The organism is Chungangia koreensis, from assembly GCF_042651785.1.
GTDB lineage: Bacteria > Bacillota > Bacilli > Bacillales_A > Planococcaceae > Chungangia > Chungangia koreensis.
The window spans coordinates 282759-296710 of the sequence record NZ_JBHSEC010000002.1 but is presented as its reverse complement, the minus strand read 5'-3'; the positions used below and the strand labels follow the sequence as shown (position 1 = coordinate 296710).

General features: G+C 42.2%; 8 protein-coding genes. 5 read left to right on the top strand and 3 right to left on the bottom strand.

All coding sequences use genetic code 11. The annotated features are described in order from the left end of the window. Positions 1 to 4 precede the first annotated feature (4 nt). The gene (locus ACFOZY_RS03075; RefSeq protein WP_378152128.1) at positions 5 to 1408 is read right to left on the bottom strand and encodes an ATP-binding protein; all 1404 of its coding nucleotides are present in this window, start codon (positions 1406 to 1408) and stop codon (positions 5 to 7) included. A 312-nt stretch (positions 1409 to 1720) separates the two neighbouring features. Between ACFOZY_RS03075 and ACFOZY_RS03070 the strand changes: the two genes are divergently transcribed. The 3 genes from ACFOZY_RS03070 (at position 1721) to ACFOZY_RS03060 (ending at position 6086) form a co-directional block, all read left to right on the top strand. Continuing rightward, the gene (locus ACFOZY_RS03070; protein WP_378152126.1) at positions 1721 to 2782 is read left to right on the top strand and encodes a M42 family metallopeptidase; all 1062 of its coding nucleotides are present in this window, start codon (positions 1721 to 1723) and stop codon (positions 2780 to 2782) included. A 3-nt stretch (positions 2783 to 2785) separates the two neighbouring features. After that, positions 2786 to 4270 carry a UDP-N-acetylmuramoyl-L-alanyl-D-glutamate--2,6-diaminopimelate ligase gene (locus tag ACFOZY_RS03065; protein WP_378152124.1) on the top strand — a complete coding sequence of 495 codons (1485 nt, stop codon included), beginning with the start codon at positions 2786 to 2788 and terminating at the stop codon, positions 4268 to 4270. Between the two features lie 250 nt (positions 4271 to 4520). Next, on the top strand, positions 4521 to 6086 hold the full coding sequence (locus ACFOZY_RS03060; RefSeq protein WP_378152122.1) for a peptide chain release factor 3: 1566 nt from the start codon (positions 4521 to 4523) through the stop codon (positions 6084 to 6086). Between the two features lie 53 nt (positions 6087 to 6139). Here the strand turns inward: ACFOZY_RS03060 and ACFOZY_RS03055 are convergent, their stop codons facing one another. Continuing rightward, positions 6140 to 6295, bottom strand: a complete 156-nt coding sequence (locus tag ACFOZY_RS03055) for a hypothetical protein (RefSeq protein WP_378152119.1) — start codon at positions 6293 to 6295, stop codon at positions 6140 to 6142. A gap of 513 nt (positions 6296 to 6808) precedes the next feature. Between ACFOZY_RS03055 and ACFOZY_RS03050 the strand changes: the two genes are divergently transcribed. Next, on the top strand, positions 6809 to 9865 hold the full coding sequence (locus ACFOZY_RS03050) for an efflux RND transporter permease subunit (protein WP_378152117.1): 3057 nt from the start codon (positions 6809 to 6811) through the stop codon (positions 9863 to 9865). A 44-nt stretch (positions 9866 to 9909) separates the two neighbouring features. Here ACFOZY_RS03050 and ACFOZY_RS03045 read toward each other — a convergent pair whose 3' ends face one another. Next, entirely contained in the window at positions 9910 to 10740 is an 831-nt protein-coding gene (locus tag ACFOZY_RS03045; protein WP_378152114.1) for a TetR/AcrR family transcriptional regulator, read from the bottom strand. 95 nt (positions 10741 to 10835) lie between these two features. Here ACFOZY_RS03045 and ACFOZY_RS03040 point away from each other — a divergent pair, with 95 nt between their 5' ends. Beyond that, on the top strand, positions 10836 to 13913 hold the full coding sequence (locus ACFOZY_RS03040; RefSeq protein ID WP_378152112.1) for an efflux RND transporter permease subunit: 3078 nt from the start codon (positions 10836 to 10838) through the stop codon (positions 13911 to 13913). The last annotated feature ends 39 nt before the right edge of the window (positions 13914 to 13952 follow it).

The following is a 13952-nucleotide window of genomic DNA, read 5'->3' as shown; positions in this document are numbered from 1 at the left end:
TTTTTTATGCGTATACGGGTGAATTTGTAGGAACAACCGGTAGTGTAACCTTAATGGAAGTGCCTACGTCCATTTCACTCTCAATATGAATTTTACCACCGTGATCATTTATGATTTTTTGTGAAATCATCATACCAAGACCTGTTCCAGCTTCTTTAGTCGTATAAAAAGGTTCAAAGACCTTATTTAGAACTTCCTCACTCATTCCAACCCCGTTATCCGTAATGGTGATATCAATGAAGTGATCATTCTGATTTTCTATTTTTACTTGAATGATCCCTGCATTTTCAACAGCTTCAATCGAATTTTTCAACAGATTGATGAACAACTGCTTCATCATCTTCTCTTCGGCAACTACTTCTGCACAGGCAGCCACTGAATCGACAGTCGCCGTAATTTTCCGGTTGTTCATTTCCGGCCCGAATAAAATCATGACATCACTGATTAATTTATGAAGGTTCAGGTCAGATTTGATGGTTGCACTTGGTTTGGCAAGAACTAAGTACTCACTGAGAATCTCATCGATCCGCTTCAATTCAGTTTCAACTACTGCGGTATACTCCCGATACGGATTATGTCGCTCGGCATTCATCATTTGTACGAAACTGGAAATGACTGTCATCGGATTACGGATTTCATGAGCAACCCCAGCAGCCATCTCTCCAGCAACCTTCAACTTTTCTGCTTCAAGAGTCAGTCTTTCTTTTTCTACTTTAAAAGAGATATCTCGAGCAATCAATGACGTGGCGATGACGTCTCCCTTTTCATTGAAAATCGGATTAAGTGTCAATTGCACATCCATTACTGTGCCGTCCCTTTTAACATCTTTCACTTCAAGCATTTGGAAACTCTCACCTTTACGGACCATTCTGGAACGGCGCCGTACATCTTCTCTTCGGTACTCCGGATATAACGGGAGTTTGTTTCCGATACATTCCTCCCGAGACCAACCGTACATTTTTTCAAAGGCCGGATTTACTTCCATGATGGAATCATCCAAATCGAATATAGCGATGGCATCATTCGTATGCTCAATAAAAAGACGAAGGAAGTTCTGCTTGGAAGTGTATCGATTCTCCATTGTATCCCGTTCCTTTGTGATGCCGTTCCAAGTAGCTCTTGTGATGAGGGCTTTCACGAATGAAATGCTAACTATATAAGCAAATAAGATGAATACCGCATAAAGATCATAAATCTGGATGGTCGAGAAATAAGTTTCTTTGTAACTTAAATACAAGTAGGTGCTCTCTACCAATGTTAAACATAAAAGAGTAATATTAAGACGGGGGATATTATAGATCCCGCTTAGAATAAAAGGCACAATGAAAAATAGGGTATGGACAAAAAGGGGTGCCGTTACATTCAAGTGGAAAACGGCAAGATTACTGCCGATGATCATAATCCACATAAACGGGCAGCAATTTTTCCTTTTTATGCATACGAAATACATGATCGCTCCAAATAGTAAACAGTAATAAGGAGTTGTGACTGTAAACTCTTGCGGAAAGATAGGCATCGCTATGAGGTGAAGCAGTGAGCCAAGGATAAAAAGGCTTATGGTTGCTATATTCTTGTTGTAAAGTAAAGAGTAGTAATTCATGTTTGAACCTCAGTCGGCAAATATTGGGAAGTTTTTACGTATGTACCCATCATACACGAAAATTCTTTGTCGGAAAATGTTGTTTTTTGTTATCATCGTAAAAAGTGGAGGTTTTGACTTATGACAATTCAATTCAAGGAGCAGGAAACAGTTGCGTTGTTAGAGAAACTCGTGAACATTCCAAGCCCTTCCGGTTATACAAATGAAATTATGGAATATATGTCTAATTTCTTCATAAAAAATGGCATTTCATTCAAAAAGACGAACAAAGGCGCACTGATTGCGACAATTGAAGGGAAAGATCAAAGTCGTCATCGCTTACTGACAGCCCACACAGATACACTTGGGGCGATGGTGAAGGAGATTAAAAGCAGCGGACGTTTGAAACTGACGATGGTCGGCGGCTTCAATTGGAATGCGGTAGAAGGTGAGTCTTGTTATATACATACAGCTAAAGGGACTGTCCGCGGGACGATCTTGATGCACCAAACAACTGTCCATGTATATAAAGACTCTGCAAAAGCGGAACGAAGTGCAGAAAACATCGAAGTCCGTATTGATGAAAAAGTTTTTAATGCCGATGACGTAAAAGCACTTGGAATTAGTGTCGGTGATTTTGTGTCGTTTGACCCGAGATTCGAATACACAGATTCAGGATTCATAAAATCCCGTCATTTAGACGACAAAGCGAGTACTACACTTCTTTTACAATTGATGAAGGCTATTAAAGAAGAAGAGACGGCTCTCCCGCATACTACTCATTTTTATATTTCAAACAATGAAGAAATCGGTTATGGCGGAAATTCAAATATTCCTGCAGAAACTGTAGAGTATATTGCTGTCGATATGGGGGCAATCGGTGACGGACAGGAATCTGACGAATACACAGTGTCCATATGTGCTAAGGATTCAAGCGGACCTTACCATTATGAATTGACACGGTCGCTTGTCGGATTGGCAGAGCAAAATGCGATCGATTACAAGTTGGATATCTATCCTTATTATGGCTCTGATGCTTCTGCGGCGATTCGTGCTGGCTTTGATGTGAAGCATGCTTTATTCGGGCCGGGAATCGAAGCTTCCCATGCGTTTGAACGGACACATGTAGATTCGTTGAAAGCCACATATGCATTGCTGTATGCCTATGTCACATCACCCATGAGTGAAAAGCAGGAGGGATGATGAATGCTGACAAAGGAACTTCTAAACTGCCTTTTAGTTAAACAGGTTTTAGGAACGCTTCCGGAAGAAGTGGAAGATTTAGCTGTCGACTCACGCAGTGTCCTCCCTGGGGGCATGTTTGTGTGCATAAAAGGATTCACTGTAGACGGCCATGATTTTGTTGACCAGGCGATAGCCAACGGAGCGAGGATCATTGTAGCCGAGAGAGAAGTGGAGATCGATTTTTCAAAAGCGGCACTTGTACTCGTCCAAAATACACATCGCGCAATTGGTTGGTTAGCTTCCGCATACTATCGATATCCGTCGAAGAAAATGACGATGATCGGGGTAACCGGAACGAATGGAAAAACGAGCGTAAGCGGCATTATCCATCAAATATTACAAAACACGGGTGAGCGTTCTGCTCTTTCGGGAACAATAGGCTTTAATCTGAATGGAATCCTATACGAATCAGCCAATACAACTAGTGATGTGCTTTCAACTCAGCAAATGATACACCAGGCTGTAGCAGAAGACTGCCAGTCCATGATCATGGAGGTTTCTTCCCATGGACTTGTAGAGGGACGATTAGCTGGAGTGGATTTTGATATTGCCGTCTTTACGAATCTCACTCATGACCATCTCGACTTCCATGGTACGATGGAACGGTATGGTCAGGCGAAAGGTCTTTTATTTGCCCAGTTAGGGCAGGATTTTGAAAAACAAAAATTCGCTGTACTGAATGCGGATGATCCTTGGTCTGCGCGAATGATGGAAATGACATCATTCCCTGTCTTAACTTATGGAATCCGGAATGACGCGTTATTTAAAGGGACGAATATTAAGGTCGATGAGTTAGGCACGGCTTTTGACATGGAGACGCCTTCTGGTTCTTACCACGTGAAAATGCGGCTGATCGGTGAGTTCAATGTTTCAAATGCATTGGCTGCAGCAGCTGCATTATATGCAAAAGGGCTACCAATGGAGATGATTGTTGAACAGCTTCGAGAAATCCCGCCTATTAAAGGCCGTATGCAAAAGGTGGAGACGGAAGCCCCGATTTCCATTTTCGTTGACTACGCCCATACGCCCGATGCGATCGAAAAGGCGATCAGTTCGGTTGAACCGTATGAAAAGAATAAGTTGATATTCCTCATCGGTACGGGTGGAAACCGCGATAAATCGAAAAGACCAACGATGGCAGAGAAAGCTTCTGCTGCCGACTATGTAATTTTGACGACGGACGACCCACGGTATGAGGAATATGACAGTATCATCAATGATCTCGCTAAAGGAATGCAACATGATCATTTTGCTTTAATAGGTGACCGTGCGGAAGCCGTTAAACATGCGATTGAAGTGGCGGAACCGGGAGATATGATCATCTTTGCTGGAAAAGGGCATGAGGATTACCAAATTATCGGCAACACGAAATTTCCACACAGTGATACGGAAATTGCTCTACGTGAGGCGAAAAAGAAGTTCTCGGATTCAACCCAGTTAAAATAATGGATAAACGAGATGGAGGGCCTTTGTTTAGGGGAGCACCATCTCGTTTTTTGTTGGTTTGGAACGGGCGGGATAACTTTATAAGTGGAGTGGTTGATCCTTGAAATTCGGCATTTAATCCTCACAAGCGAGAACTTAATCCCCAAAAACTCTGATCCTTTACAATCCTCCCCGTGTAAAATAAGAAATCCTTGTATTTTAGCCTGTTCCTCCCTTATCATAATAAGGTGTAAAAAAGGAGAAATGTACGATGACTATGAAAGACGAAATACAATCACGCCGTACCTTTGCGATTATTTCTCACCCGGATGCCGGGAAGACTACCATCACCGAAAAGCTTCTATTTTTTGGGGGTGCTATTCGTGATGCAGGTACAGTAAAAGCGAAAAAGACCGGAAAGTTCGCTACATCTGACTGGATGGAAATCGAAAAGCAACGGGGAATTTCTGTTACGTCCTCTGTTATGCAATTTGACTATAACGGCTTCCGTGTAAATATTTTAGATACCCCGGGTCACCAAGATTTCAGTGAAGATACGTATCGTACACTGATGGCGGTGGATAGTGCAGTCATGATGATTGACGCGGCAAAAGGGATTGAGCCGCAAACCATTAAACTCTTTAAGGTTTGTCGAATGAGAGGGATTCCGATTTTCACGTTCATCAATAAGATGGACCGCCAAGGGAAGGAGCCTCTTGAATTGATGGAAGAACTGGAAGAAGTATTGGGAATCCAGTCCTATGCCATGAACTGGCCAATCGGTATGGGGAAAGAGTTCTTGGGAATCTATGACCGTTACAATAAGCGGATCGAACAATTCCGCTCGGAAGAAGATCGATTCCTGCCTTTGAACGAAGATGGAGAACTTGCTGTCGAACATCCAATGAAGGTCAGTTCATATTACACACAAGCAATGGATGATATCATGCTATTGGAAGAAGCGGGCAATGAGTTCGACATTGAACGAATTAACGCTGGTGAACTGACTCCGGTTTTCTTTGGCTCTGCATTGACAAACTTCGGTGTTCAGACTTTCTTAGAAACGTATTTACAATTTGCTCCACCTCCACAACCAAGAAATACAGATGATGGAGAATCGGTAAATCCGGTGTCCGAAGAATTTTCCGGTTTCGTTTTCAAAATCCAAGCGAATATGAACCCGGCTCACCGAGACCGAATTGCTTTTGTGCGAATTGTCTCAGGTAAGTTCGATCGGGGAATGAACGTTACATTATCCAGAACAGGCAAGTCATTTAAGTTAACGCAATCCACACAGTTTCTTGCAGACGACCGTGAAACGGTTGATGAAGCGGTTGCTGGGGATATTATCGGTTTGTATGATACAGGTAACTATCAAATTGGCGATACGATCGTTGAAGGGAAAAAGCCGCTTCAATATGAGAAACTTCCTCAATTTACGCCGGAATTGTTTATGAAAGTCACTGCGAAAAACGTGATGAAGTCTAAACACTTCCATAAAGGGATTCTCCAGCTTGTACAAGAAGGGGCAATCCAGTACTACAAAACTCTTCATACAGAAGAGGTCATTTTAGGTGCGGTCGGCCAATTGCAGTTTGAAGTGTTCGAGCATCGGATGAGAAACGAATACAACGTGGAAGTTCGGATGGAGCCGATCGGTTCTAAAATTGCACGCTGGATTGAAAATGAAGGGGATGTAAAAGAATCGATGTCCAGCCAGAGAAGCATGCTGGTTAAGGATCGTTTCGATAACTACGTCTTCTTGTTTGAAAACGACTTTGCAATGCGTTGGTTCCAAGACAAAAACGAAAACATTAAATTATACAGCTTACTCTAAGACAGCCATCAAGGCTGTCTTTTAGCTTATCGAATAAAGAATATAATAAAAAACTATGTATCAATGATACCAGCAGCACACGCTTCAGGCGGACGCGTTCCGCGGGCTCGCGCTGAGCCTCGGACCGACAGGATGTCGGTTATGGATGCGTTGACGCCTTCCGCTGTCTGGCGTACCTCAGTAAAAAGTATTAAGAATACTGAAAGCATTACCGGACACGCAGACTCCTCGAAAATGCTTCGCATTTCCTTCGTGCGGTGTCAATTCAAGGAAGCTAATTCAATGTCCAGTGGGAATAGCTTTAGCTGATGACCCCACAGGAACGAAGTGAATGAACAAAGGCTAAGTTAAAGTACAAAGGCTAATTGCGCCGCGTCCTGGCTGCTCCACCACTTCGCTTGTCGCAAAATTGCTGGGGAGCAGATTCCGGTAGCTATTTGGCAACGCCTTTGTGACCAACCTCCTGTTGGCCCGAAGCCAAGCCCACGGAAAGCGAAGTGGCGGACTCCGCGGATTTCATATACATCTTTATTTACTTTTAATTGACTATGTCTACAGTCTAAGACGGCCTTACGGCTGTCTTTTTTTCAGGAATAAAAGTCCAATAATTTAGAGAAGCTGAGTGGATGGAGAATTTTTCTTTGCTTCATTCTTTATTTTATTTGATGTGAGGAAATTGTTTCCTTATGATGGATATAGCAGATAGAGAAAGGAACGCTTAAATGAGGATTAGCGATTTTTCCATTAAACGACCAGTTTTTACGATTGTCACGATGTTTTTGGTTTTAATTTTAGGAGCGGTTTCGTTCATTAAAATACCGGTCACCTTAATTCCTGAGTTAAATCCACCTGTAGCGGTTGTCGTGACGAGCTACCCTGGGGCAAGTCCGGAAGAGGTAAGTGAAAAAGTGACGAAGCCTCTTGAGGCTAGTTTGTCTACCTTGCCAGGTCTAAAGCGAATGCAATCAAGCTCCCAGGAAGGCGCCAATCTGATTTTCCTGGAGTTCGATTGGTCGTCGCATATCGATGATGTTCAAACTGATGTCATGCAGCGGATCGACTCGACAATGATTCCCGATGATGCAAATAAGCCACTCTTTATGAAGTTCGACCCTTCCCAGTTCCCGATTATTCAAATGTCACTCACTTCAGGAGCAAAAGGAGAAGATGTCCGACTCATTGCCGAAGAATTAGAAAAAGAGCTAAGGCGGATTGAAGGCGTTGCAAGTGTCAATATATCTGGCTCTTTAGTTGAAGAAATCCAGATTGTACTTAAAGCGGACAAGTTGGAAGAACGGGGATTAACCCAATCAGATATCGTTCAAGTGATTCAATCCAATAACATTTCAATGCCTGGAGAACCGGTCCAAACAGATGAGGGTCAGCGTTTAACGACGCGGATTTTAAGTACTTTGACGTCTGTCGAGGAGATTGCCGATTTAACTGTAACTGTAAATCCGCTGAATGGCGAGAAAGTTATGATCAAGGACATTGCAGAGGTGAAGCTGGCTGAACCGCAATCCAATACAGAAACGAGGGCCAATCGAGAACCTGCTGTCCTGCTTTCCGTTCTACAAGAATCAGGTACAAATACAGCTTCGGTCTCGAAGGAATTCAAATCTTCACTGGACGAGTTATTGAAGAAGGACGAATATAAATCGATTCATGCAGATATCTTATTCGATCAAGGCGATTATGTTCAGTTAGCGATCAATAACATAGGAAGCTCCCTCATATTAGGCGGAATCTTTGCCATGCTCGTCCTCTTTGTTTTCTTAAGGGGAGTGAGGAGCCCTTTAATCATTGGTGTTGCCATCCCATATTCTGTCATCGTAACCTTCGTGTTAATGTATTTTGCGGATTTTGCTTTGAACATCATGACTTTGGGTGCATTGGCTCTTGGAATCGGGATGTTAGTTGATAATGCAATTGTGGTCATTGAAAATATTGAACGTCATTTAACTTTGGGGAAATCTCCAAAACAAGCAGCAAGTGAAGGAACTAAAGAGGTTGGAACCGCCATTACCGCCTCTACTTTAACGACCATTGCTGTATTTGTTCCGGTCATATTTATTTCTGGATTGATTGGCCAGATCTTCTTAGAGTTTGCTTTAACTATATCATTCAGTTTACTTGCTTCTTTAGCGGTCGCCTTGACTGTTATTCCAATGATGGCGAGCCGTCTGCTTAGAAAGCCAAAAGGCAATTTGGAGGCGAGAAGACGACGCTCAAAGGCTTACAACAATTTTGAGCGGTCGATTAAATGGTCATTGGGCCATCGCGTGTTAATGCTCGTTTTCACGGTAATTTTGCTTATTGCAAGTGTATTCGGAATTATTCAAGTCGGGACGGAGTTTTTACCTCCAACAGATGAGGGGTTTGTCAGTGCAAATGTCCGGTTGGAGAACGGCTCATCGTTGGAAGCGACAAAAGAAGTCGTGAACTCCATTGAGGACCGACTCGAGTTAGAAGAAGATATTGATGTCTTTGTTAGTTTAGTCGGTGGTACCCAACAGGATCAGGCACAAGGAACCATGAGAGCACATATGGCAGAAATCTATATTAAGCTTGTTCCGTTGGATGAACGTAATCGAAGTGTTTTTGAGTTCGTGGACGATGTGCAACCCGAAATTGTGGAAATGGTGGGAGAACGTGCAGAAGTTCGTTTCAATCTTCAGTCCGCAGCTGGGTCACAGCCGAACTCTCTCACATTTACTGTAACTGATTCTGATGCCCAACGCCTGAATAAGACGATTGACATGATCTCAGCAGAGATGGAAAAACTGCCGAATGTGTTGGAAGTAACTAATAATGTGGATGAAAAAGTTGAAGAAGTGAACATAACGGTTGATCGGGCCGCAGCTAATGAATTCGGGATTGCCCCTGTTCAACTTGCGCAATTAGTCAACAATGCGACTCGCGGTGTGCCGGCTACTCAAATCATTACTGAAGAAGATGAAGTGTATAGTGTTTTTGTCCAATATGAACCGGAGCTCTTTGGAAGTGTAGAACAGTTAAGTAAGATGAAAATACGGACACCAGCCGGACAATTCATCGAACTGCAACAAGTTGCAGATGTAAGCGTAGCTGAAGGACCGATTTCCATTAGACGAATTGACCAATCTCCATCCGTATCATTTACGATCCGATATACATCAAGTGAAACTCTCGGAGGAATGACAGATGTGGTCAATGAACGTCTGGAAGCATTAAATCTTCCAAAAGAAACTGATATTTCCTATGGTGGAGACCGGGAATTATTTGAAGAATCTATCGATGATATGATTCTGGCAGTTTTGTTAGCGGTTGTGCTTGTTTATATAGTAATGGCTGCCCAATTTGAGTCATTCAACTATCCATTCGTCATCATGTTCACCGTACCTTTGATGATCATCGGAGTTGCCTTAGGATTAGTTTCGACGCAGACACCGCTGAGCATCCCGTCTGTGATTGGCATTCTCATACTAATCGGTATTGTAGTAAACAACGGAATCGTGCTGGTCGATTACATCAACCAGCGGAAATCTGAAGGGTTATCTACTGACGACGCTATCGTAGTGTCCACAAGAGATCGTGTCAGACCAATTCTTATGACAGCTTTGACGACTATTTTAGGGCTCATCCCGATTGCTTTGGGACTCGGCGAAGGAACAGAGATTAATCAGCCAATGGGGATCGTTGTCATTGGCGGGTTGGTCAGTTCAACCTTCTTGACACTCTATATTGTTCCGATTGTTTACAGTTTGTTTGATCGGCGAAAAAAACAAGATGACCAATAAAAACCCCCCGTTTGTGCCTCACTATGGCATTCACGGGGGTTTCTTTATGGTCGGGTCATCCTATAAAGTTCTGAAATCCATTTGGTCTTTGCATCATTCTTTAGATTTAATAGAAGTCCACTTATTAGTGCTGGTGATAGTGTAGGTGTCAATAAATGATTGTATAAAAGTTGAAGCGATTCTTTAAGAATTCCCTCGTCTAATAACTCCATTTTTTCTTCCATGCTCTTTAACAATTCTTCTGTCGACCAAGCTTCTTTTGGCTCTGTTTCCCAGTCGATCCAATCAGGTGAGAAATATTTTATGGTCGAATGTTCGGCCAGGATGGTTAACTTTTCTACAATTGACCGGCATAACAAATCTAAGTCAATAGGAGAAGCCATCTTTTTCAGGAACAAGTGACTGTAGCGCTGTGAAAAGGTTTGAATGAGAAAGACCATTTCAAGCGCTTCGTTCTCTTTAATATCCGGGAATTGTCGCAACACAATTTCATAAGTGATCCGATTAAAAATCCGTTCATAAAAGAGCATTTTTTCAAAGATGCCTTCACTCATGGTCGTTTGATATTCTTTCATAAAAGTGTGAGCGAAATTTGAATACTTTTGGAAGTACCCTAAGGACTTTTTGAGGTAACGATACACTAATTGATCGGAAGGAACAGAAGAACTGACCGCTTGTTCAATCTCTCCCAAAAACTCATGAGTAAAGTGGTCAATCAGCGCTAAAATCAGCTCATCTTTTGACTTGAAGGATAAGTAAAAGGCACCTTTAGATATTCCACATCGATCAGTGATCTGTTGAATGGAAGTGGCTTCAAAGCCTTGCTCTGCGAATAGTTCTAAAGCTTTTTCCATGATCAGTTGTTTTTTAACCATTCTGTGACTCTCCTAGTTTACACATTGACTTTTGACCGGCTGGTCATTATTATAAGAACTTGTATAGATAAAGTCAAATTAAGGCGGGTGCAATAGTGAAGGGATTAGTCAATTTCGTCCTGAAAAATAAAATGGCCGTATGGTTACTGACTATTATCATTACGGTTTCCGGAATTTATTCCGGGACTCGTATGAAAATGGAGTCCATACCAGATATATCAATTCCATATCTCATTGTGATGGGGGTATATCCTGGAGCCACACCGGAACAGGTAATGGAAGATGTATCCATTCCACTGGAAAAGGCTGTTGAAGGGTTAGAGGATGTAAAAGCTGTTTATTCGACCTCTTCATCGAATATTTCACAACTTCAGATCGAATATGAATATGGCGTAGATATGGATGAAAAGAAACGCCAATTGGAATCGGTTGTTGACAATGTTGGATTGCCTGAAGAAGTTGAAGAACCTACAATCATGGCCATCAGTATGAATATGATGCCGGTTGTAGCATTGGCAGTTTCAAGTTCACAAGAGGACATTGTGGAATTGACCGAAACGGTTGAGACATTAGTGCTTCCTGAAATCGAAAAGATCGATGGTGTAGCCTCAGCAACAGTTTCTGGACAGCACGTCAATGAAGTCCAGTTTACGTACAATAAAGAAAAAATGGAAGAGCTCGGTCTTACAGAAGATAATGTTAAGCAAATGATCAACGCTCAGGACATGAGCCTCTCTTTAGGATTATATGAATTCAAAGATGGAGAGCAAGCGGTTTCTATAGATGGTAAGTTAACGACTGTCGATGAATTGAAAGACTTGATCATCCCTACTAAAACAGGTGTAACCACTTTAGGTGAAATTGCGACTATTGAAACTGTCGGGAACGTTCAATCCATTTCACGAACAAACGGTGAAGATGCAATTGCGATACAGATTGTTAAAGGCCAAGAGGCTAATACAGTTGAAGTGGTCAATGCTGTTAAAGCGTTAATGACCGATTTAGAGAAAGACATAGATGGACTGATTGTTGATATTACTTTGGACCAAGGTGAACCGATTGAGGAATCTGTTTTCACTATGGTTGAAAAAGCATTATTCGGCGGCGGTATTGCCATTCTGATTATCCTGTTGTTCTTAAGAGATTTCAAATCTACAATCATATCAATCATTTCTATTCCAGTTTCGGTGTTTATGGCGTTCTTACTCTTAAACTGGTTGGATATTACTTTAAACATTATGACATTGGGTGCAATAACAGTTGCAATCGGCCGTGTCATCGACGATTCAATTGTTGTTGTAGAAAATATATACCGACGATTGCATTTGGAGAATGAAAAACTTACTGGTCGTGCGTTAATTCGTGAAGCGACGATTGAGATGTTCAAACCGATCCTTTCTTCTACGTTGGTTACGATTGCCGTTTTTGCCCCGCTAATTTTTGTTGGCGGTATGGTGGGAGAATTATTCATGCCATTTGCGTTAACGATGTCATTTGCTCTGATTTCTTCACTGCTTGTGGCGATTACGATTGTTCCAGCGCTATCCCATACCTTATTCCGTAAGAAACTTTATGGAGAGAAGAAGGAAGGACATCATAAGGAAGTTGGCAAATTAGCATTATGGTACCGTGGAGTTCTTGACAAGGCATTAAATCATAAAATCGTTACGTCTCTTATTGCAGTGGTCTTATTAGCAGGTGCTCTTGCGTTAACACCGCTCATTGGTTTCTCGTTCATGGGTTCTTCCGTCGAAAAGGTGATGTACATTACGTATACACCGGCTGCAGGCGAACTGCCGGATGCAACGGAAGAAAGTATTGAAGATGCAGAGAAATTGTTGCTCGAGGACTATCAGAAAGAGATTGATATTGTTCAATTATCAATTACTGACAGTGCTTCTGCAGATGCGGCGACGATGATGATGGGTTCAAGCGGAGCGCTTATGTATGTTATCTTTAACGACGATGTATCGGATAAACGTTTTCTCGAAGCTAAAGATGAAATCCTGGAGGAATTAGCTGCACTCGATCATGAGGGCGAATGGAAGAACCAGGACTTCACTATGGGTATGGGTTCAAATGAAGTGAGCTATACTTTGTATTCGGAAGACTTAGAAGATCTTCAGGCAGCAGTGCACATGTACGCGAAGACGTTAGAGGAAGTGGATACTCTTGGAGAGGTATCTTCTGATGCTGAGGATCCATATGTCGAACATGTGTTGAAGGTCGATCAAGCGAATGTAATTCAATATGGTTTGACAACCGGTCAGATTGTGATGGCATTAACGGATACAGGTAAAAAAGAAGTATTAACCACTGTTGAGCATGATGGACAAGAAATTGAAGTGATTGTTCAGAGGAATGTAAAAGCTGCAGCTGAATCGATTGATGATGTGTTAAACACACCAATTCAAACGATGACCGGTCAAACGTTAACGATTGGAGATATCGTTGAAGTGGAAGAAGGAACAACGTTAAATTCTTTAGCACGTTCCGAAGGGAAATATTATGCAAGTGTCTCTGCAGAAATTTTAGAAGATGACATTTCTAAGGCTACGGCAGAAGCCGATGAAAAAGTGAAGGAATTAGATATTCCGAAAGGTGTAACTGCAGGTGTAGACGGTGTTGCTGCAGATATGCAAGAAACCTTTACTAAGCTTGGAGTTGCAATGCTTGCTGCCATCGCCATTGTGTATTTCATCTTGGTCGTAACATTTGGAGAAGGTCTTGCACCGTTTGCCATCCTGTTCTCACTGCCATTTACAGTAATCGGTTCATGGGTTGGACTTTGGTTGACTGACCAAACGATCTCCGTATCGGTTATGATGGGACTTCTCATGCTTATCGGTATCGTTGTTACAAATGCCATCGTATTGGTGGATCGGATTATCCGAATGGAGCGGGCTGGCATGCCAATGCGTGAAGCAATTTTGGAAGCTGGCGCTACAAGACTTCGCCCTATTCTAATGACTGCTATTGCGACGATTGGGGCAATGATTCCGATGGCTCTTGGCACAGGAGGTGGAGGAGGACTCATTTCCCGTGACTTAGCTGTTACGGTAATTGGTGGTCTCTTATCTTCAACACTCTTAACATTAGTCGTCGTACCGATTGTGTATGAAATCCTTTCGAAACTATTCAAGAAAAACCGTTTGGATTTAGAAGAAAATTAATATTCCTCATGATTTGCCTCTACGGACTAAAACGATGTT